Annotated in this window: 23 protein-coding genes; 7 read left to right on the forward strand and 16 right to left on the reverse strand. The window is 68.3% G+C overall.

Going from position 1 to position 18,867, the window contains the following annotated elements:
- Positions 1-45: 45 nt before the first annotated feature.
- Genes AB0P21_RS01785 through AB0P21_RS01795 form a run of 3 tightly spaced genes read right to left on the reverse strand, consistent with a single transcriptional unit; the run spans position 46 to position 1,962 of the window.
- On the reverse strand, positions 46-870 hold the full coding sequence (locus AB0P21_RS01785; RefSeq protein WP_363694405.1) for an aminoglycoside phosphotransferase family protein: 825 nt from the start codon (positions 868-870) through the stop codon (positions 46-48).
- Positions 871-872: 2 nt separating this feature from the next.
- Positions 873-1,415, reverse strand: a complete 543-nt coding sequence (locus tag AB0P21_RS01790; protein ID WP_363692999.1) for a GNAT family N-acetyltransferase — start codon at positions 1,413-1,415, stop codon at positions 873-875.
- Positions 1,387-1,962, reverse strand: a complete 576-nt coding sequence (locus AB0P21_RS01795; RefSeq protein WP_363693001.1) for a cysteine hydrolase family protein — start codon at positions 1,960-1,962, stop codon at positions 1,387-1,389. Before AB0P21_RS01795 ends, AB0P21_RS01790 begins: the two co-directional genes overlap by 29 nt.
- Positions 1,963-2,073: 111 nt before the next feature.
- On the opposite strand from AB0P21_RS01795, the gene AB0P21_RS01800 reads away from it, so the two are divergent.
- Positions 2,074-3,024, forward strand: coding sequence for a WYL domain-containing protein (locus tag AB0P21_RS01800; protein ID WP_363693003.1), 951 nt, complete (start codon positions 2,074-2,076; stop codon positions 3,022-3,024).
- Here the strand turns inward: AB0P21_RS01800 and AB0P21_RS01805 are convergent.
- A complete protein-coding gene (locus tag AB0P21_RS01805) occupies positions 3,006-3,461 on the reverse strand; it encodes a GNAT family N-acetyltransferase (protein ID WP_363693005.1) in 456 nt (151 codons plus the stop codon). The genes AB0P21_RS01800 and AB0P21_RS01805 overlap by 19 nt on opposite strands.
- Positions 3,462-3,550: 89 nt before the next feature.
- On the opposite strand from AB0P21_RS01805, the gene AB0P21_RS01810 reads away from it, so the two are divergent.
- Positions 3,551-4,426, forward strand: a complete 876-nt coding sequence (locus AB0P21_RS01810; protein ID WP_363693007.1) for a toxin-antitoxin system, toxin component — start codon at positions 3,551-3,553, stop codon at positions 4,424-4,426.
- A 1-nt stretch (position 4,427) separates the two neighbouring features.
- Here AB0P21_RS01810 and AB0P21_RS01815 read toward each other — a convergent pair whose 3' ends face one another.
- A complete protein-coding gene (locus AB0P21_RS01815) occupies positions 4,428-4,853 on the reverse strand; it encodes a nucleoside deaminase (RefSeq protein ID WP_363693008.1) in 426 nt (141 codons plus the stop codon).
- The gene (locus AB0P21_RS01820; RefSeq protein WP_363693010.1) at positions 4,850-5,701 is read right to left on the reverse strand and encodes an LLM class flavin-dependent oxidoreductase; all 852 of its coding nucleotides are present in this window, start codon (positions 5,699-5,701) and stop codon (positions 4,850-4,852) included. The genes AB0P21_RS01815 and AB0P21_RS01820 overlap by 4 nt, the downstream gene beginning before the upstream one ends.
- Before the next feature lie 93 nt (positions 5,702-5,794).
- Here AB0P21_RS01820 and AB0P21_RS01825 point away from each other — a divergent pair, with 93 nt between their 5' ends.
- On the forward strand, positions 5,795-6,253 hold the full coding sequence (locus AB0P21_RS01825) for an Lrp/AsnC family transcriptional regulator (protein WP_363693011.1): 459 nt from the start codon (positions 5,795-5,797) through the stop codon (positions 6,251-6,253).
- Positions 6,253-7,098 (forward strand): hypothetical protein, encoded by an 846-nt coding sequence (locus AB0P21_RS01830; RefSeq protein WP_363693013.1) that lies wholly within the window; start codon positions 6,253-6,255, stop codon positions 7,096-7,098. Before AB0P21_RS01825 ends, AB0P21_RS01830 begins: the two co-directional genes overlap by 1 nt.
- Before the next feature lies 1 nt (position 7,099).
- Here AB0P21_RS01830 and AB0P21_RS01835 read toward each other — a convergent pair whose 3' ends face one another.
- The 3 genes from AB0P21_RS01835 to AB0P21_RS01845 form a co-directional block, all read right to left on the reverse strand.
- On the reverse strand, positions 7,100-7,528 hold the full coding sequence (locus tag AB0P21_RS01835) for an OsmC family protein (RefSeq protein ID WP_363693015.1): 429 nt from the start codon (positions 7,526-7,528) through the stop codon (positions 7,100-7,102).
- A gap of 30 nt (positions 7,529-7,558) precedes the next feature.
- Positions 7,559-8,212, reverse strand: a complete 654-nt coding sequence (locus tag AB0P21_RS01840; RefSeq protein ID WP_363693016.1) for an SDR family oxidoreductase — start codon at positions 8,210-8,212, stop codon at positions 7,559-7,561.
- Between the two features lie 70 nt (positions 8,213-8,282).
- On the reverse strand, positions 8,283-10,163 hold the full coding sequence (locus tag AB0P21_RS01845) for a propionyl-CoA synthetase (protein WP_363693017.1): 1,881 nt from the start codon (positions 10,161-10,163) through the stop codon (positions 8,283-8,285).
- 57 nt (positions 10,164-10,220) lie between these two features.
- Here AB0P21_RS01845 and AB0P21_RS01850 point away from each other — a divergent pair, with 57 nt between their 5' ends.
- Positions 10,221-11,132, forward strand: a complete 912-nt coding sequence (locus AB0P21_RS01850; RefSeq protein ID WP_363693019.1) for a threonine/serine dehydratase — start codon at positions 10,221-10,223, stop codon at positions 11,130-11,132.
- Here the strand turns inward: AB0P21_RS01850 and AB0P21_RS01855 are convergent.
- Positions 11,129-11,746, reverse strand: a complete 618-nt coding sequence (locus AB0P21_RS01855; protein ID WP_363693020.1) for a rhomboid family intramembrane serine protease — start codon at positions 11,744-11,746, stop codon at positions 11,129-11,131. The two genes, AB0P21_RS01850 and AB0P21_RS01855, sit on opposite strands and share 4 nt — an antisense overlap.
- Before the next feature lie 235 nt (positions 11,747-11,981).
- Between AB0P21_RS01855 and AB0P21_RS01860 the strand changes: the two genes are divergently transcribed.
- Entirely contained in the window at positions 11,982-13,214 is a 1,233-nt protein-coding gene (locus tag AB0P21_RS01860) for a Cmx/CmrA family chloramphenicol efflux MFS transporter (RefSeq protein ID WP_363693022.1), read from the forward strand.
- An 11-nt stretch (positions 13,215-13,225) separates the two neighbouring features.
- Here AB0P21_RS01860 and AB0P21_RS01865 read toward each other — a convergent pair whose 3' ends face one another.
- Positions 13,226-14,641 carry an APC family permease gene (locus AB0P21_RS01865; RefSeq protein ID WP_363693023.1) on the reverse strand — a complete coding sequence of 472 codons (1,416 nt, stop codon included), beginning with the start codon at positions 14,639-14,641 and terminating at the stop codon, positions 13,226-13,228.
- A gap of 150 nt (positions 14,642-14,791) precedes the next feature.
- On the opposite strand from AB0P21_RS01865, the gene AB0P21_RS01870 reads away from it, so the two are divergent.
- Positions 14,792-15,232 (forward strand): S26 family signal peptidase, encoded by a 441-nt coding sequence (locus AB0P21_RS01870; RefSeq protein ID WP_363693024.1) that lies wholly within the window; start codon positions 14,792-14,794, stop codon positions 15,230-15,232.
- On the opposite strand, the gene AB0P21_RS01875 is transcribed toward AB0P21_RS01870, so the two are convergent.
- The 5 genes from AB0P21_RS01875 to AB0P21_RS01895 all read right to left on the reverse strand — a co-directional run bounded on the left by AB0P21_RS01875 (position 15,134) and on the right by AB0P21_RS01895 (position 18,838).
- Positions 15,134-17,056: an ABC transporter ATP-binding protein gene (locus tag AB0P21_RS01875; protein ID WP_363693025.1), complete on the reverse strand. Its 1,923-nt coding sequence runs from the start codon at positions 17,054-17,056 to the stop codon at positions 15,134-15,136. The genes AB0P21_RS01870 and AB0P21_RS01875 overlap by 99 nt on opposite strands.
- A gap of 5 nt (positions 17,057-17,061) precedes the next feature.
- On the reverse strand, positions 17,062-17,622 hold the full coding sequence (locus AB0P21_RS01880) for a redoxin family protein (RefSeq protein WP_363693026.1): 561 nt from the start codon (positions 17,620-17,622) through the stop codon (positions 17,062-17,064).
- A 29-nt stretch (positions 17,623-17,651) separates the two neighbouring features.
- On the reverse strand, positions 17,652-18,164 hold the full coding sequence (locus tag AB0P21_RS01885; RefSeq protein WP_363693027.1) for a MauE/DoxX family redox-associated membrane protein: 513 nt from the start codon (positions 18,162-18,164) through the stop codon (positions 17,652-17,654).
- Between the two features lie 28 nt (positions 18,165-18,192).
- A complete protein-coding gene (locus tag AB0P21_RS01890) occupies positions 18,193-18,402 on the reverse strand; it encodes a hypothetical protein (RefSeq protein WP_363693029.1) in 210 nt (69 codons plus the stop codon).
- 166 nt (positions 18,403-18,568) lie between these two features.
- Positions 18,569-18,838: a DUF1524 domain-containing protein gene (locus tag AB0P21_RS01895; protein ID WP_363693030.1), complete on the reverse strand. Its 270-nt coding sequence runs from the start codon at positions 18,836-18,838 to the stop codon at positions 18,569-18,571.
- Between the last annotated feature and the right edge of the window lie 29 nt (positions 18,839-18,867).

The following is an 18,867-nucleotide window of genomic DNA, read 5'->3' on the forward strand; positions in this document are numbered from 1 at the left end:
TTTTGACGCTAGGCGCTCGAAGGCACCGGCGGCAACACAGTTAGATCAGGACGCGATGACTTCGGCGATCATCCGGTGGCCTTGCTGCTCGAAGTCCTCGGCGCCAACCTGGTAGGACCATGCCGTGGTACCGATCGCCTCGCGGAGGCGTTGACGCTGCCAGGATGCGGGTTCACGCGGGTCGCTGCCGTAGCCGTCCAGGAAGGCCGCTTCGAGGGCAGGATCTTTGCGGAACTGCTGTGCTGCCAAACGCCCGAGATCCGTGTACGCCGGGCGCAGGTCGGCGCGGCCGAAGTCGATCACCTTGAGTGTGCCTTGGTCGATGAGCCAGTTGCGCGGTTGCCAGTCGCCGTGCGTCGGCACAAGCAGAGTGGGCTCGGTCGGCCAGGCTTCGACCATTGCCCGGAGCTGGTCGGTGAGGTCGGGGGCGATCCGGTGCGGTTTCGCCAGCCAGGCAAGCGTCTTCGCCTTCTCCTTGGCTTCGAAGTCGGCGTCTTCGATCGACAGCTGGCCGTGGAAGCGTGCGAGGAGCTCGCCGGCTTGGCGATAGGTCTGCGGGAGGTGCTCGTGGTCGGTGCCTTCGACCAACTCCCCCGGTAGATACCTGGTGACGATCAGCTTGGCGTCGTCGTCACCGTCTACAAGCTCGGGAGCTGAGCCTGTCGCTGTCCACGGACCTAGCCATTCGCGGTGTGCCCGGAGCTCGCGCGCGATGTGGGTGTCGGCGGCGTCGCCTGCCTTGACGATGTAGCGGAGGTCGTCCTGCTGCAGCTCGACAACGGTTGTGCCGACCAGACCCCAGCTGTGGTCCTTCACCACCTTTGCTTGCGGCAACCAACTCGCCAAGAGGTCCCGTTGCCGTTGGTCCATCGTCACGCGGGCAGCCTTCCCATCACTTGAACCCCGGGTCGCAGTACGCCGAGCTTGCGCCACCGGGCGGACAGGTAGAGGCGAACCGCCGGGTCCTGCAGGTCGTCGTTGGTGCCGAGCAGAGAGCGGCCGGTGACACCCTCGAGGACCTTGTCGTGGACAGCCCGCCCCACACCCTGGCCGCGATAGGCAGGCAGGACCGCAAGCTCGACCAGCTCGAAGTGACCGCCGACCCACTCCTCAGTGGTAGCCGACGGCAACGAATCGCAGACCAGGTCCGACCAGAACTGACCCCGTCGACCGATGTAACCCCACGCAAAGCCGACCATCGCGCTGCCGCTGCCGACAGCGCTGTCGGTCGACGACATCACCGGCTCATCAACAGCCGTGACCAGCCGATAACCATCCCTCGCCGCATGCCGGTCGTAGAGATCGATCCGCCAACTCTCGTAACTCTCGAAGTCCCCAAACACCTCCTGATAAAGCGGCCAAACCTGATCAGCGAGCGCGCCGGCATCAGCTGGTTTGTGCAGGCGAATCTCCACGCAGATCTACCTCGGCTGTAGTGGCCGTGCCGGCTTGGCGGCCGGGAGCGGTGTGATAGGTCCAGTACAGATTGGTGTGCGCGATGACCTTGTCAGGAGTCGGCGCCCCCCACTCGGATTGGTCCTCGGTCGTATGCGCATCACTGACCAGCAATGCGTCGTACCCGCGGACGAGAGCACCGTGCAACGTCGAGCGGACACACTCATCGGTCTGCGCGCCGGCAACGACCAGCCGACCGATCCCACGGTCAGCCAGCACAGCCTCGAAGTCCGTCTCCTCGAACGAGTCCGCGTAGCGCTTGCGCACGACCGGCTCCGACTCCCCCACCTTCAGCTCCGGCACGAATTGCCAGCCGTCGCTGTCGATCGGCATCCCTTCACTGGAGTGCTGCACCCAGATCACCGGCACCTCCTCGGCCCGCGCCCGGTCGACCAGCGCGGCGATGTTCGCGACCACCGCGTCCCGGTTGTGCCCACCGCTCACCACGTCGTTCTGCACGTCGATCACGACCAGCGCAGACCCCGGCCGCCCATCCAGCGTCGTCATGACTGTCTCCTCAACCCACTCGGCAACTGACCCGCCCCATGCTAGAAACCCCCACCGACAAAACGGGGAAAGTGGTCAGGTGGTGAGCAGTTTGTTTGGGAGGATGGGGCAATGCGGGCTGACCGGTTGGTGGCGACCTTGTTGCTGATGCAGGCGCGGGGGCGGGTGACCGCGGCGGAGTTGGCTGCGGAGCTGGAGATCTCCGTGGCGACGGCGCGACGGGATCTGGAGGCGTTGTCGACGGCTGGGATCCCGGTTTATCCACAGCCCGGGCGCAATGGTGGCTGGTCGTTACTGGGTGGGGCGCGGACGGATCTCAGCGGATTGAACGCGACCGAGGCGCAGGCGTTGTTCTTGCTGGTCGGTCCGGCGGCTTCGGTGGCGCCCGAGGCGAAGGCGGCGTTGCGGAAGCTGGTGCGGGCGTTGCCGGACACGTTTCGGGCGGATGCGGAGGCTGCTGCCGAGGCGGTGGTGATTGATCCGGCGCGGTGGGGTGAGCACGTCAAGGAGCGGCCGGAGATGGTGCGCCGGTTGCAGGATGCCGTCGTACGGCGGTTGAAGGTCAGACTCCGGTACTCCGGTCGCGGGCGCGGCGAGACCGAGCGGTTGGTGGACCCGTTGGGGCTGATCGACAAGGACGACATCTGGTATCTGATCGCCGGGACCGAGAAGGGTCAGCGCACCTTCCGGGTCGAGCGGATCACCGAGGCCGAGGTGACCGCCGTACCGGCTGAGCGGCCGGCGGACTTCGATCTGTCGCAGGCGTGGAGCCGGGTGGTCGAGGAGATGGAGCAGCAGCGGTCGTTGATGGCGGCGACGTTGCTGATCGAGCAGCGGTACGTCTGGGTGATGCAGGATCGGCACGGGCGGCATCTCGAGGTGGTCGGTCCGGTCGACGACGGCCGGGTCAAGCTGCGGCTGACCGCGCCCACTCCCCTGATGATCGCGCAGCATCTGGCGGGCTGGGGCGGCATGATCGAGGTACTGGATCCGCCGTCGGTGCAGGCGGAGCTGGCCCGGCTCGGCACCGAGTTGGCGACTCGCTACAGCGGCGCGGTGTAGATGATGAAGCCGCGGTTCTCGGCGACCTGGTCGTAGAGGCGGCGCGCGGTCGCGTTGGATTCGTGCGTGGCCCAGTAGACGCGTCTGCACTGCTGCGCTCGGGCCCAGTCGGTGACGGCTTCGATCAGTGCTCGGCCGACGCCGCGCCCGCGGGCTTCGGGTGCGGTGAAGAGGTCTTGCAGGTAGCAGGAGTCCGCTGAGGTGGTGCTGGCGTGAGTGAGGAAGTGCGCGATGCCGACCAGTTCGCCGTCGAATCGCGCGGTCAGGGCGTGCATCCGGGCGCCGGTGATGAACTCGGTCCAGGATCGGTCGAAGAACTCGTCCGGCATGGTGCGTTCGTAGAACTCGTTGTAGCCGGCGAAGAGCTGCTGCCACGTACTGCGATCGCCCGGTTGCAGCGGGCCGATGGTGAGGTTCTGGGTGGTCACTTTGGTCACCGTTTCATACCGGCGGGCCGTCAAGGCCTTACCGGGTGAGTACTCTGCGGTGTTCGGTTTTGTCCCAAATCGAGTAACAGGATTCCGCCGTGACCACTACGCCCCCGCAGCCGCCGCAGCAGCCCCCGTTCCAGCCGGGTGGTGGTGGATACGGTCCCCCGCCTGGACCGCCGCAGTACGGGCAGCCGCCCTATGGCCAGCCGCAGTACCCGGCGCCGGGGCAGCCGCCGCAGCAACAGCAGTTCCCGCAGTACGGGCAGCCTGGTGGTTACCAGCAGCAGCAACCGCAGGGCCAGCAGCCGCAGTACGGGCAGCCGCAGTACCAGCAGCCTCAGCCTCAGTACAACCAGCAGCACCCGCAGGCTCAGCTGCAGTGCCGGTTCTGTGGCGGGGTCCCGGCCGTCGACGCGACGGTGCGCGGCCACCAGGGCATGATCATCCTGATGCGGTTCCTGAAGTTGCAGGGACCGTTCTGCAAGACCTGTGGCACCGCGGCGACCCGCGACATGACCGCGAAGAGCCTGTGGCAGGGCTGGTGGGGCATCGGGTCGATGATCATCAACCCGATCACGATGCTGATGAACCTCGGCACCTACTCGAAGATCAAGAACCTGCCCGAGCCGGCCCCGGGTGCGCCCGGTCAGCCGATGAACCCCGGCAAGCCGCTCTTCCAGCGTCCGGTCATCCTCGGTCTGCTGATCCCGATCGCGTTGATCGCGCTGATCGTCGTCGCGAACCTGACCAAGGGCCCGGACGCCACGGTCGGCTCCTGCGTGTTCAACGACGGCACCGCCTCGAAGCCGAACCTGAAGGTCGTCGAGTGCACGTCGAGCGACGCCGACTACAAGGTGGTCGGCAAGATCGACAACACCGTCGACGGCGATCAGTGCACGAGGTTCGAGTCCTCCACCACCTCGTACACCGACAGCCGTAAGAAGTTCACTCTCTGCCTGGCGCAGCACTAGGTCAGACGTAGTAGCCGTCCACGGGCACCCGCGCTTCGTCGTACAGCGCGGGGCCCTGCTGCGGTACTGCGGGGAAGCCGCCGCCGGGTTTGAGCCCGTTGAGCTGGTCACCGGACAGGGCGTAGACGACCTGGCCGAGTCCGGAGCGCTCGATCGCGCCGGTGCACATGCCGCACGGTTGGCAACTGGTGTACATCGTCGTACCGGCGGCCGTGGCGGCGTCGAGTTCGCGGGCTGCCCATTTGGCGAGCTTGAGCTCCGGGTGGGCGCTGATGTCGGAGTCGGTGATGCTCGTGTTGTGGTCCTCGGCGATCACCGTGCCGTCGGGGCCGACGAGTAGCGAGCCGAACGGCGGGTTGCCGGACTCCCGGGCCTTGGCAGCCAGTGCGATAGCGCGGCGCAGGAAGTCTTCTGCTTCGGGGGTCACAACGATTCTCCTTCGAGTCTCCAGGACGCCGCGACGGTCGCGAGGTCCTTCCACGCGTACTGCGGCCGCTCGGTCTCCGCGGGATCGCCGCCGAATGGATCCAGTACAACGTCCGTCGCACCCAGCGCCCGCAGCTCGGCCAGATCGCCCATCACCTGGTCGATCGATCCCTCCCCGGCGACTCTCTCGGCATCCGGCAACGGCTGGTCCGTGAGTCGCAGCACGATCCGCGGCGCGAACCCGGGCACCGGCCGGCCTTCCTCACGAGCGATTGCCTCGACCCGCTCCAGCTTCGAGCGCATCCAGTCGACGCGCTGGCGCAGCGGATGCCACGCGTCGCCGAGCCGCACCGCGCGTCGCAGCCCGGCCTCGCTCCCGCCGCCGACCCAGATCGGAATGTCGCCGGCGCGGTAGTCGGCGTCATCGCTCCACGCCTCGCGGACGGTCACGATCAGCTCGTCGGTCAGCTTGCCGCGGCGGCTGAAGTCGACGCCGAGCGCCTCGAACTCCTGCCGTGCCCACCCGATCCCGAGGCCGAGCACGAACCGGCCGCCGCTCAGCGCGTTGAGGTTGGCCGCCATCCGGGCCACCAGCAACGGATGCCGGTACGGCGCGATCAATACCGTCGTACCGAGCCCGATCGTGGTGGCCCCGGCCAGCCAGCTGAGCAGTGTGAAGGGTTCGTAGAACGGCGCCGGGTACTGCGTGGCGACGTCGGGCGTGATCGCGACATGGTCGGAGACCATCAGCCGGTGGTAGCCGAGACCTTCGATGGTCTGCGCCCAGTCGCGCAGCCGGCCGGGGTCGGTGCCGGGGCCGAAGTTGGGAACGTTCACAGCGAGATGCACCCCTTTAGGCTATCCAGCCGAAAGGGCCGGTCTGAAGAGATTTCCCGGCGAAAAGCGGCTGCCCGGCCGGGGATTCCCCGGTAGTTTGGCCGGATGACCGAGACTCTCGATCCGACCGACTGGGCCATCCTGGTCGAGGTGCAGCGGGACGGCCGGATCCCGCTGACCGAGCTGGGCCGCCGGGTGAACCTGAGCGCGTCGGCGACCACCGAGCGGCTGAAGCGGCTGGAGGCGACCGGGGTGATCAGCGGCTATCGCGCGGACGTCGACCTGGCGAAGGTGGGCTTCGCGGTGCTGGCCGTAGTACGGCTGAAGTATCCGGGGAACAAGCACGAGCCGCTGAAAATCCTGTTGCGGCAGCGGACCGAGATCCTGGAGTGTCTGCGGACGACGGGTGACGACTGCTACACGCTCAAGGTGGCGGCGGGCTCGATGGCGCATCTGGAGGAGCTGGTGAACGAGCTGACCGAGTTCGGCAGCACCACCACCAACCTCGTCTACAGCCAGACCCAGCCGTACCGCGGCCCGCAGGCCCCGCCCCCGGAGGTGTAGTGGAAGTCCTCGGCACTCACGTCTCCCCCGCTCTGCTGCGGAAGTGGGTCGACTGGCTCGCACCGGCCAAGCAGCCGTTCTACGGGACGGCGAAGCAGCTCAGGTCCTGGAAGCTCCAGCAGGACGACACCGAGCCGGATCGGCAGCAGCGTGACACCTACCTGACCTACCACCTCGACAGCCGGTTGCGCTCGGTCTGCCTGGACGAGGAGACGTTCATGAGCTTGCCGCAGGCAACCCGGGCGGCGATGGTTCGCGCGCAGGTGACTCATGAGCGCGGTGCCGTTCCGTCGGTACGCCGCTGGCGCGCGGTGCTGGGGCCGGAGCTCAAGGCGCAGGCCGACGGGCATCGCTTCGTCTGGTGGAAGCCGCTGCTGCGAGGCTCTCGCGCGGCCGCCGTGTTGCCGTCGATTGTCGGCGAGGGGCTGCACCCGAGCCGGCACGATGAGGTGACCGCCTGGCCGACCAAGTTGCTCCCGCAGGCGCGTGCACTGGCCGGCACCTGGTCGACCACCGGCGAGGCGAACTGCTTCGGCACAGTCCTGGCGGCGACCGGGGTCAAGGACGCCGTCGAGACCTGGATGCAGCGTGAGCCGTTCGAGCAGTGGTTGGCAGCGCACACCGAGAGCGGTGGGCGGGACGACGTACCAGGCACTGTGTTCGTCTGGCGTGACACCGCGGAAGGCTTGGTGCAGCACGCCGGTGTCACGCTCGGCGGCGGCTACATGCTCCACAAGCCGTCGCAGCAGTGGATCACCCGGCGTGAGGTTCGCACGGTCGCCGAAGTACGCCGTACGACGCGTGGAGCGGGTTGGCGCCTGGAGAAGCGCGCCCTGCTGCAATAGGTCAGTCGAACAGCGTGGTGGTGACGGGCGTGCCGAGCTCCACCGTGCGGCTGACCGTGCAGAGGCGGTCGTGGGACATCTTGACCGCCCGCGGCAGCGCCTCGCGGGCCTTGTCGCCGTCCTCGCCCTCGGGGAAGACGATGGTGAACTCGACCGCGAGGTTCTCGATCCGGTTGCCCTGCTCGGGGTCGCGGATCTTGTCACCGCTGACCGTGCCGCGGAAATCGATCGGCTCGGCCCGGCGGCTCGTCACCACGTCGACGTCGATCGCCGAGCAGGTGCCGATCGCGGCCAGGAACAGCTCCACCGGGGTGAAGTCGGTGTCACCGCCGGAGCCGACCGACAGGCTGCCACCGCGCACGTTGCGGACCTCGTACTTGCTGTTGGCGGTGCGCTCGAACTGCACCTGCCGGCGGTTGTCGTCGCCCATGTCCGTCACAATCTGTTGCCGGTGGCAACGTCAGAGGGTGGCCAGGGCCTCGGCGGCCGGGGTGTCGCCGGCGATCAGCTCGAGGGTGCGGCCGATCGCGCCGGGCGTGCTGCAGAGGCCGGCCAGGACGAGCGCGACGTCGTCGCGGGTGACGCTGCCGCGGCCGGTCTTGTCCGCGAGCAGCACCAGGCCGGTGCCGGCGTCGTTGGTCAGCGCGCCTGGCCGCAGGACCGTCCAGTCGAGCCCGTCGCGGGCGCGCAGGTCGTCCTCGGCGGCCTTCTTGGCCTTCAGGTAGATCGTGAAGGTGTCGTCGGGGTCCAGCTCGTCGATGCGGTCGGCGCCCATCGAGCTGACCTGCAGGTAGCGGCGGACGCCGGCCTGCTCGGCAGCGTCGGCCAGCAGCGCCGAGGCGCCACGGTCGACGGAGTCCTTGCGGTCGTTCCCGCTGCCCGGTCCGGCGCCGGCGGAGAAGATCGCCACGTCCGCGCCGGCCAGCACCTTGGCGACTGCCTCGACGTCGGCGGACTCCAGATCCAGTACTGCGGCCTCGCCGCCGGCCGCGGCGATATCGGCCTCGTGCGCGGGGTTGCGGACCAGCCCGACGACGGAGTGCCCGTCAGCGGCGAGCAGCTTCGTCAGCCGCAGCGCGATCTGTCCATGTCCACCAGCAATTACGACTCGCATGGCCCCGAGCCTAGGTCACTCCTGGGTGATGCACCGATTCCAGGGGGTTGCGGCCGGCTGAACCTGACCCTCAGGACTCGTGCCGCAGTACCGGTCGCAGCGCGTCGAGAACGCTCGCGTCCTCGATCGTGGACGGCACGGGTTCGTCGCGGCCGTCGGCGATTCCGCGCATCGTCTTGCGAAGAATCTTGCCCGACCGGGTCTTGGGCAAGGCGTCGACCACGGCCACCTCGCGGAACGCGGCCACCGGACCGATGTCACGGCGTACGGCGGCGACCAGCTCCTCCTGCAGCTGCTCCGGCGAGATCGTCGCGCCGGCCTTCAGGACGACGAGTCCACGCGGCAACTGTCCCTTGAGCGGATCGTGGACCCCGATCACGGCGCATTCGGCGACGGCCGGGTGGCTGGCGAGGACGGCCTCCATGCTGCCGGTCGAGAGCCGGTGCCCGGCCACGTTGATCACGTCGTCGGTCCGGCCCATCACGAACACATAGCCGTCGGTATCGAGGTAGCCGGAGTCGCCGGTCAGGTAATACCCGTCGAATCGGCTCAGGTAGTTGTCGATGTAGCGTTGGTCATCGCCCCACAGCGTCGGCAATGCGCCGGGTGGGAGCGGCAGCTTGATCGCGATCGACCCCTCCTCCCCCGCCGGCAGCTGGCTTCCGTCGACATCGAGCGCCTGCACGTCCCAGCCAGGTAGCGGCACGGTCGCTGAGCCGGGCTTGACCGGGAGCGGCTCCAGACCGCGCGGGTTGGCGACGATCGGCCAGCCGGTCTCGGTCTGCCACCAGTGGTCGATCACCGGTACGCCGAGCTTTTCGTGCGCCCAGTGGTAGGTCTCGGGGTCGAGCCGCTCCCCCGCCAGGAACAGCGTCTCGAAGGCATCCAGCGAGTACTTCGCCAGCTCACCTGCCTCCGGATCGACCTTCTTGATCGCCCGCAGTGCGGTGGGCGCGGTGAAGAGCGCCTTGACGTGGTGGTCGGAGATCACGCGCCAGAACGCGCCGGCGTCCGGAGTACCGACGGGTTTGCCTTCGTAGAGCACGGTGGTGGCGCCGATCAGCAGCGGCGCGTAGACGATGTAGGAGTGGCCGACGACCCAGCCGACGTCAGAGGCGGTCCACCAGACGTCGCCGGGGTGGATGTCGTAGACGGCGCTCATGGTCCAGGCGAGCGCGACCGCGTGGCCGCCGTTGTCGCGGACGATGCCTTTGGGCTTGCCGGTCGTGCCGGACGTGTAGAGCACGTAGAGCGGGTCGGTCGCGGCCACCGGTACCGGGTCGGCCGGTGTCGCGCCTGCCACCGCGTCGGCCCAGTCGATGTCGCGCTCACCGAGGTCGGCAGGCGCTTGAGGACGTTGCAGCACCACAGTCCGCGATGGCTGATGGGTAGCCAGCTCCAGCGCCGCATCGATGATCGGCTTGTACTCGACCACCCGGGTCGGCTCGATCCCGCAGGACGCCGCGACGATCACCTTCGGGGTCGCGTCGTCGATCCGGGCGGCCAGCTCCTTCGGCGCGAAGCCGCCGAACACGACCGAGTGGATCGCGCCGAGCCGCGCGCAGGCCAGCATCGTGATCACGGCCTCGGGGATCATCGGCAGGTAGACGATCACCCGGTCGCCCTTGCCGACCCCGAGGCCGCGGAGTGCACCGGCAAAGAGCGCGACCTGGTCCCGAAGCTCGGCGTACGTGTAGCTGCGGGCCGAGCCGGTGACGGGTGAGTCGTAGATCAGCGCGGTCCGGTCGCCGAGCCCGGCCTCGACGTGCCGATCGAGCGCGTTGTACGACGTATTGAGCTCGCCGTCGGGGAACCACCGGTAGATCGGCGCCGCCGAGTCGTCCAGTGCCCGGGTAGGCGGCCGCGTCCAGCTGATCGCGCCGGCGGCGTCGAGCCAGAAGCTCTCCGGATCCGCCAGGCTGCGGCGGTGACTGTCCTCGTACGCACCCATCAGGTCGCCTCCATCTGATCGTGAAGCTCGCACCACCGTAGTCCTAGGCTGGGACATATGACCGTGACCCGCGATGACGTTCAGGCCGCTGCCCACCGGATCGTCGGCCAAGTTCGCCGTACTCCGGTCCTGCGGGTCTCGCCGACGCTGGCCTTCAAGCTCGAATTGCTGCAGCACACCGGGTCGTTCAAGCCGCGCGGCGCGTTCAACCGGCTGCTGAGCGCCAAGGAGCAGGGAGCGCTCACCGGGCAGGGCGTCGTGACGGCGTCGGGCGGCAACGCTGGTCTGGCCGGCGCGTACGCCGCGCGCGAGCTCGGCGTACCGGCGCGGATCTTCGTCGCGGTCACGGCGCCGGCCGCCAAGGTCGCGCGATTGCGGACGCTCGACGCCGACGTGGTGCAGGTCGGGAACGAGTACGCCGAGGCGTATGAGGCAGCGGTTGCCGAGGCCGACAGGTCGGGTGCGTTGCTGCTGCATGCGTATGACCAGCCTGAGGTCGTTGCCGGTCAGGGGACGATCGGTCTCGAGTTGCTGGAGGACGTTGAGTTCGACACGGTTCTGGTCGCGGTCGGCGGCGGTGGGCTGATCGGCGGGATCGCGACTGCGCTCGGCGATCGGGCGAAGGTGGTCGGGGTCGAGCCTGAGCTGGCGCCGACACTTGGCGAGACGCTCGCCGCGGGTGAGCTGGTCGACGTACAGGTTGGTGGGGTGGCGGCGGACTCGCTCGGGGCGCGCCGGTTCGGGGCGCTGGCCTTCGAGGCAGTTCAGGAGGTGCAGTCGGTCCTGGTCTCCGAGGACTCGATCGTCGCCGCGCGCAACGACCTCTGGCGCGAGTATCAGCTCGCTGTCGAGCACGGCGCCGCGGTCACCTATGCGGCACTGCAGAGCGGTGCCTACCAGCCGGCTCCAGGCGAGCGTGTGGTCTCGATCGTCTGCGGCGCGAACACGGACCTGTCGACGATCGGCTAGATGACCGGCTTCGGGGCCTTCGGCTTGTCCTCGGACAGGACCCAGGCGGCGAAGACTCCAGCGATGCCACCGAACAGGTGACCTTGCCAGGAGATGCCGTCCTGCGGCAGCAGGCCGCCGAGCAGCGCGCTGCCCCAGACCAGCACGACGATCACGCCGACCGCGACCTGGCCGAGGCGGCGGTTGAAGATGCCGCGGGCGATCAGGTAGGCGGCGTACCCGAAGACCAGGCCGCTGGCGCCGATCGTGATCGTGTGCGGCGGTGAGATCAGCCAGGTGCCGAAGCCGCCGATGGTGGCGACGATCGCGGTCACCGAGAACAGCCGCATCGCGCCGCTGACGGCGATCAGCGCGCCGAGGGTGACCAGCGGCAGCGTGTTGGAGATCAGGTGGCCGAACCCGAGGTGCAGGAACGGCGCGGTCAGGATGCCGAACAGGCCGTCGGGCTCGCGGGCGATGATCCCGTACTGATCGAGCTCGCCGTTCAGCGCGGTGTCGATGGTCTCGCTCAGCCACATCAGCCCGATCAGCACGACCAGCAGCTTCAGTCCGCTGCTGATCTTGGCGCCGTCGACGACGCCGCGGGTACGCCGCGCTGGGGTCGGGTAGCTCATGGTCCAACTCTGCCCGATCCGGCCAAACCAGAGTGCCTCCGCCGCGCGTGCCGCGACCGCGACACGCCGGGAAGTTGGAGTTGCAGGAACCTGCAACTCCGGTCCGGGGTCCGGGCGTGGCGCTGCGTGATCGTAGTCGCTCAGTCACACTGGATGACAGGGTCGCGACACGCGCCGTAATCAGGCGTGGCCGGGACCGTTCTGGAACCCAGAACCCGGAGGGGGATTTCTAGCGATGCCGCTCGCCGTCTACATCCTCGGCCTGGCCATCTTCGCCCAGGGCACATCGGAGCTGATGCTGGCCGGGCTGCTCCCGGAACTGTCGGCCGACCTCGGTGTCTCCATCCCGCAAGCGGGTCTGCTGATCTCCGCGTTCGCGGTCGGCATGCTGGTCGGCGCTCCGGTGCTGGCCGTGGTTACCCTGCGCTGGCCCCGGAGGACGGCGCTGCTGGTGTTCCTGGCCCTCTTCGCGCTCAGCCACGTCGCCGGAGCCCTCACCCCGAACTACGAGATCCTGCTCGTCACCCGCATTGTCGGCGCCTTCGTGTACGCCGGGTTCTGGGCGGTCGCGGCCGTCACGGCGGTCGGCCTGGTGCCGGTAACCTCGCGCGCCCGGGCGATGAGCGTGGTCACCGGCGGCCTCACGATCGCGACGATCGTCGGGTTGCCGGCCGGCACGATGATCGGTCAGCACCTGGGCTGGCGGGCCGCGTTCTGGACCGTCGGCGCCCTGTCGGTGTGCGCGATGGCCGGCGTACTGGCGACCATCCCGCTCGGCCGCCCCGACCCGGCACGCATTCCGCGGATCAGCGCGGAGGTGCGCGCGATGGCGAACCCCCGGCTGTGGCTGTCCTATGCCACCACCGCGTTCGTGACCGCCGCGATCCTGGTCGTCTTCAGCTACCTGGCTCCCCTGCTGACCGAGACGACCGGTCTGCACGCCAGCGCCGTACCGGCCGTCCTCGCCCTGTACGGCGTGGGCTCGCTGATCGGCATCACCATCGGCGGCCGGTACTCCGATGCGCTGCCCTTCCACACCCTGGCCATCGGCATCACCGGGCTGTGCGCGATGTCGACCGTGCTCGCCTTCTGGGCCGCCGCGCCGATGGTCGCGATCGCGGCGATCTTCCTGCTCGGCGGTTTCGGCTTCGCGGTCAACCCGGCGCTCAACGCCCGGGTGTTCAGCCTGGCCGGTGACGCGCCGACGCTGGCGACCGCGGTGAACTTCTCGTCGTTCAACGTGGGCATCACGATCGGGCCGTGGCTGGGCGGGCTGGCGATCAACGCCGGGGCCGGCTATCAGGCGCTGGGCTGGATCGCCGCGATGCTCGGACTCGTTGCCCTGAGCACGGTCGTGCTGGCCGTCCTGCTGCCCGGCCGGGTCACGAGCCGGACGAGCGGCCGGGTGGCGCCGGTGAGCACCAGAGTGGTGCCCACCGGACGCGGTACCGAGATCAGCGGGATCTAGTTCACCAGTTCTTAGTTGACCGGCCCGCTGTGGTCGAGCTTGCTCGGGTCGAAGTCGGCCTTGCGCTTGAACACGTACTTGTTCAGCACCCAGGTCAGGGCCCACAGCGCGACGCCGACGATCATCAGGTAGCCGGCGATCTTGTAGTCCTGCTTGGCCCGGCCCGACAGCGGGCTGGCCAGGTAGACGCACAGCACCACGCCGAGCACCGGCAGCGCGGTCGGCGCGTGGAAGTGCTTGTGCTCGACGGTGTCGCGGCGCAGTACCAGGACGGCGACGTTGACGATCGCGAACACGCACAGCAGCAGGAACGCGGTGGTGCCGCCGAGCGCGGTCAGATCGGCGTACCCGATCAGCAGGAAGGCCAGCAGGGTGGTGAACAGGATCGCCACCCAGGGCGTCCGGCGGCCGTGCAGGACGCGGCCGAGCGGACCGGGCAGCACCTTCTCGTGGGACATGCCGTAGAGCAGCCGGCTGGCCATCAGCATGTTGATCAGGGCCGAGTTCGCCACCGCGAACATCGTGATCCAGGCGAAGATCTGGATCGGGAAGTCCGGGGCGCCGGCCTGGATCACCTTCAGCAGCGGGGTGGCGCCCTTGTTCAGCTCCTCCGGGGAGACCAGCGCCACGGCCGAGATCGCCACCAGGATGTAGATCACGCCGGTGACGCTGAGGCCGATCAGCATGATCTTGGGGAAGATCTTGACCGGGTCCTTGGTCTCCTCGGCCATGTTCACCGAGTCCTCGAAGCCGACCATCGCGAAGAACGCCAGCGCGGTGGCCGCGGTCACCGCGCTGAACGGCGACTCGCCGTCGGGGGTGTTGAACTGGGTCAGCCGGGCGGTGTCGCCGTCGCCGTGGGCCAGCGCCCAGGCGCCGACCGCGATCACGATCAGCAGACCGGTCAGCTCGACCACGGTCAGGACGACGTTCGCCTTCACGCTCTCGCCGACCCCGCGCAGGTTGACCAGCGCGATCAGCGTCATGAAGCCGAGCGCGGTGATCATCAGCACCGAACCGCGATCGGGATCGATCTTCAGCGCCGAGAAGAAGTTCGCCGCGAACGCCTTCGAGGCGCTGGAGGCCGAGGTCAGCCCGGAGCACATCACCGCGAAGGTGAGCAGGAAGGTGAGGAAGTGGATCCCGAACGCCTTGTGCGTGTAGACGGCGGCGCCGCCGGCCTTCGGGTACTTCGTCACCAGCTCGAGGTAACTCGTTGCCGTCAGCATCGCGACCACGAACGCGCACAGGAACGGCAGCCAGACCGCGCCGCCGACCTCGCCGGCCACCTTGCCGGTCAGCGCGTAGACCCCGGTGCCGAGAATGTCGCCGACCACGAACAGCAACAGCAGTCCGGGCCCCATCACCCGTTTCAGTTCGGGACGGTCGTTGGTGGTCGCGGCGGGTGCACTCGCACTCTCGCTCATCCTGCCTCCCAGGTCTCTCGAAGTCGTCACATCGTCCCACCGGAACAGGACACGTGCCCTGGACACGCCCTGTGTAACCGTGCGGACAGCCAGTCAGAGCGCCGGTCGGGCAGGCGCTAGAGTCGCGGGACTGCGAAAGGGAGGGATGGCGTGGCGTTGACCGGCCAGCGGAGTTCCGTCGTACGCGCTGGATTGCTGGCGATCCTCACCACGGCCGCCGTGCTGCGGCTGACCCGCGCCGCGTTCCTGTTCGTCACCGTCGTCGGCAACAGCATGGAGCCGACCCTCGATCCTGGTGATCGTGTGTTCGCCCTGCGGCGACGGGTGGCCCGGCCGTTGCGGGTCGGCGACATCGTGGTGCTGAAGGCTGAAGGCAGGAACCTGATCAAGCGCCTCGCGGCGACCGGCGGGATGCCCGTCCCGGCTGACCCCGACCAGGTCGTGCCGGCCGGATCGCTGTGGCTGCTCGGCGACGGCGAGCAGAGCTTCGACTCACGGCACTTCGGTGCGGTCGCTGACGACGAGGTGATCGGCCTGGTGGTCAAGCGGCTCTGGAGCGACCCAGGAGTCGGCGTACCCGGTGCTCTGTAGCCGGAACAGCTCGGCGTAGAGCCCGTCGGCCGCGATCAGGGCCTGATGGTTGCCCTGTTCCACGATCTCGCCCTGGTCCACGACGACGATCAGATCCGCATCCCGTACTGCGTTGAGCCGATGTGACACCAGCAACCTGGTCCGTCCCCGTGTCACCTCGGACACCACCCGATGCAGCTCGTACTCCGCTCGTGCGTCGAGTCCCGAGCTCGGCTCGTCCAGCAACAGCAGGTCCCGGTCGGCACGCATCAGCATCCTGGCGATCGCCAGCCGCTGCCACTGCCCGCCGGACAGATAGCTGCCACCCGGCGCATCGTCGGCTTCCTCGCCGTCCCCCAGTTCGTCGTCAGGAACCTCGTCGAGGAACATCCGGGTCAGGGCCGTGTCGAAGCCTCTCGGCAGCGCGTCGAGCGTCGCGCCGAGGCCGACCTGATCGGCCGCCGTCCGGATCCGGTCCAGGTCGTCCATCGCCGGCAGGTCACCAAGCCCGATGTTCGCCTTCGCGCTGAGGTCGTAGCTGACGAAGTCCTGGAACACCGAGCCGATCCGGTTCCGCAGCGAGACCGGATCGAGGTCGCGCAGATCCTCGCCGTCCCAGCGGATCTCGCCGCGCTCCGGGTCGTACAACCGGCACAGCAGCTTCACCAGCGTGCTCTTGCCGGCGCCGTTGGGCCCGACCACGGCGACCGAGGCGCCGGCCGGGATGGTCAGGCTGACTCCACGCAGGTTCCATGGGAGGTCCTCGCGGTAACGGAACCACACATCGTGCAGTTCGACGCCCTGCTGCAGCTTCGGGGCGTCCCGGCCGGGACCGGTGCGAAGGTCAGGCTCGAGGGCCAGCAGTTCGTCGAAGCGCCCCAGGGTGAGGGCGAGTTCGTCGAAGCGTGCGACCAGGACGGCGAGTTCCGCGGTACCGGCGGTCACTGCGGCCAAGGCGGCGAGGAAGAGGACCACGTCACCCGCGCCCAGCTGGCCCGAGGCGACTGCTCTCGCGACCCAGATCAGCGCGACCGCGAACGGCAGCACCGAGACCAGATCCAGCCCGACCCGGGCCACCGCCACCCGGCGGTCCATCCGGCGTTGACCTCGGTGCGTGGTCGCCAGCTCGACCATCATCAGGTCGCGGAAGTAGCGGCCGAGTCCGAACAGCCGGATCTCCTTGGCCGCCGCGGCCTGGGTCTGCAGCATCGAGTAGAACAGCTGCTTGCGCTCGGCCGGACTCAGCTCGCTCTGCAACGAGAAGCGTTCCTTGCTCAGCCGCAACTCGACGATCAGCTGCGGAACGGCGGCCAGTACGGCCAGCAGCGTGATCAGCGGGTGGATCAACCACAACGCGACCAGGAATCCGGCCAGCGTGATGGTGCGTTGCACGGTCCCGGTCAGCGTTCGCAGGATCTGGGTCGGGGCGTACTCCCCTGCCTCCAGCGCGAGCCGCAGCTTGTCGTGGAAGACGGGCTGCTCGAAGTACCCCAGACCGGTGAAGCCGTTGACCTTCGTGAACAGCTTCTCCTTGGTGGCGGCCGCGACCCGTCGACTGAGCTCGGACTCGGCCAGGGTGAGCAGCGTGGGCGCCAACTGCGAGACTGCGGTCGCCGCGATCAGCCCGACGGCGATACCGATCAGCACTCCGAGACCAGCCGAGTCGGTGATCGCGTCGATCAGTGCCTTCGTCAGCCAGCCGATCGCCACCGGGACCGCCCCCAGCAGGACCGCACCCAGCAGCACGATCGCGGACCGGACCGGGTCGATGGCGAAGACCATCCGGGTGGCCGCCACCGACCTGACGACGAGCGTCCCGGCCCGGCGAGCGATTGACCTCAGCACAGTGCTCAGGACCTGATCGGTACCGCGGGTACGACCTCGTCGAGCTCGCCACCGACCCTGGCGACCCGGCCGTCGGCATCTACGAGCACGTAGTTCGGGTACGCGGCGACGCCGAGCGCCTGGTGGATCGGGCCGGTCCCCGGCTGTTCGAGGACCACGCGGGCGTGTGGGCTGAACTCGCCGATCAGGGTGCCGCCGTCGCCCTGGTCGTCCGCGATCACCACGATGCCTGCCTCGCCACGAGCCCGCCGGGCGTCGAGCAGTTCGATCAACTTGGGTCGTGCGCTCTCGCAGCCGCCGCATCCCGGCGCGGCGAACGCGATCAGGGTCGACACAGTGCGCAGGTCGTCCTGGGTCAGCTGTCCGTCGGTCGCCGCGGTGCTGAAGTCCGGTACGACGTCGCCGACAACGACCTTCGGCAGTACCGACAGCGGTGACGAACCGTCGAATTCACGCAGCAGCTCGTCATGCCTGCGGAGCTTGCGGATCACCGCCGTGGTCAGCAGCAGGTTCAGCACGAGGAGAAGACCGATCAGGACGAGAGCGGCCACGAGGACAGGCGACATGGAGTATCTCCTCAGCGCGAAAGCAGGGATCAGGAGGCGAACAACGCGATCAGGTGGTCGACCGAGATCGCCACCGCGGCCAGCAGCACGGCGATGGCAGCGACCAGGATCATCAGCGCCGGCTGGGACCAGGCACTGCCCTGGTCACCGGCGAGCAGGGTGACCAGTCCGGCGGCGGCCAAGCCGGTCAGGATGACGTTCCGGACCACGTGCGGCCAGCCGAGGCTGGCCTTCACCGATCCGAAGCAGGCACAGGGCAACGGTGCCGGCGCCAGGGCCGAGCGCAGCGCGACCACCGCGAAGGCGGCCAGCAGCACGATCGCGAGGGCCAGCCCGAACGCGAGCGTGGCCGGTACGAGGCTGGTCACCGCCGCCAGTAGTTCGGCGCCGATCACGAGCCAGGCGACCTGTTTGCGGACTGCGCGCGGTACGAGCGTGCCGACCGCGGTGACGAAGGGACCGGGTTCCCGGATCTTCGCCACCGCGGCGGTACCCAGCACGACCGCGATCAGCAGTCCGACACCGGTGGAGAAGAGCGTCATCGTGACGATCGCTGGGTGATGGAGTCGATCAACAGAGCATCTGCGTCACCCGGCAGCTGCTGCGCAGCCACTGGCGGTTGCAGACGTCGTAGTAGCAGACGGCGCAATCGACGTAGCGGCCGTCCGACCGACAGTAACCACAGCGACCGCGTGGCTGCTCACACGGTGCCGCGGCGGCTTCCGTGGTACCCAGTGTCTTGCTCAGCATCCAGTCGCCCATACGGGTGAGAACGGACATGAAGACCTCCTCCAACTGTCGGGGGGCGGGACAGCCGGCGAACCAGCCGCCCGGCAAATTTTGGCCGACAATAGTCACGGATGCGCAGGAAGGTAACGGCTAACTCACACTATTGCTGACCAATCAATGACATCGGCACCAATTGGCCGCAAATGAATAGGGCGCGTCAGCAAGCATCAAGCATTTGTTGCAGGGCGGTCTTCTCGGTCGTCTGCAGGCTCAGGCCGTAGGTGTGCTTGACCCAGATCCACTGCCGCGCGTAGACGCAGTGCACCGACGCGTTGGTCGGCTTCCAGGAGGCCGGATCCTTGTCGCCCTTCGAGCGGTTGCTCGAGGCCGAGACGGCGATCAGCTGCGAGATCGTCAGGTTGTTGGCGAACTCCTGCCGCTTGGCGGTGGTCCAGCCGCTCGCGCCGGATTTCCATGCCTCCGACAACGGCACGATGTGGTCGACGTCGACCTTCG

The organism is Kribbella sp. NPDC056861 (genome assembly GCF_040687575.1).
GTDB lineage: Bacteria > Actinomycetota > Actinomycetes > Propionibacteriales > Kribbellaceae > Kribbella.

Excerpts from the sequence above, each read along its gene's own strand:
- AB0P21_RS01800 (WP_363693003.1), top strand. The coding sequence starts at position 2,074 with ATGCGGGCTGACCGGTTGGTGGCGACCTTGTTGCTGATGCAGGCGCGG.
- AB0P21_RS01795 (WP_363693001.1), bottom strand. The coding sequence starts at position 1,962 with ATGACGACGCTGGATGGGCGGCCGGGGTCTGCGCTGGTCGTGATCGAC.
- AB0P21_RS01840 (WP_363693016.1), bottom strand. The coding sequence starts at position 8,212 with ATGCGAGTCGTAATTGCTGGTGGACATGGACAGATCGCGCTGCGGCTG.
- AB0P21_RS01880 (WP_363693026.1), bottom strand. The coding sequence starts at position 17,622 with ATGTCGCCTGTCCTCGTGGCCGCTCTCGTCCTGATCGGTCTTCTCCTC.
- AB0P21_RS01860 (WP_363693022.1), top strand. The coding sequence starts at position 11,982 with ATGCCGCTCGCCGTCTACATCCTCGGCCTGGCCATCTTCGCCCAGGGC.
- AB0P21_RS01885 (WP_363693027.1), bottom strand. The coding sequence starts at position 18,164 with ATGACGCTCTTCTCCACCGGTGTCGGACTGCTGATCGCGGTCGTGCTG.
- AB0P21_RS01890 (WP_363693029.1), bottom strand. The coding sequence starts at position 18,402 with ATGTCCGTTCTCACCCGTATGGGCGACTGGATGCTGAGCAAGACACTG.
- AB0P21_RS01835 (WP_363693015.1), bottom strand. The coding sequence starts at position 7,528 with ATGGGCGACGACAACCGCCGGCAGGTGCAGTTCGAGCGCACCGCCAAC.
- AB0P21_RS01850 (WP_363693019.1), top strand. The coding sequence starts at position 10,221 with ATGACCGTGACCCGCGATGACGTTCAGGCCGCTGCCCACCGGATCGTC.
- AB0P21_RS01825 (WP_363693011.1), top strand. The coding sequence starts at position 5,795 with ATGACCGAGACTCTCGATCCGACCGACTGGGCCATCCTGGTCGAGGTG.
- AB0P21_RS01865 (WP_363693023.1), bottom strand. The coding sequence starts at position 14,641 with ATGAGCGAGAGTGCGAGTGCACCCGCCGCGACCACCAACGACCGTCCC.
- AB0P21_RS01855 (WP_363693020.1), bottom strand. The coding sequence starts at position 11,746 with ATGAGCTACCCGACCCCAGCGCGGCGTACCCGCGGCGTCGTCGACGGC.
- AB0P21_RS01785 (WP_363694405.1), bottom strand. The coding sequence starts at position 870 with ATGGACCAACGGCAACGGGACCTCTTGGCGAGTTGGTTGCCGCAAGCA.
- AB0P21_RS01845 (WP_363693017.1), bottom strand. The coding sequence starts at position 10,163 with ATGGGTGCGTACGAGGACAGTCACCGCCGCAGCCTGGCGGATCCGGAG.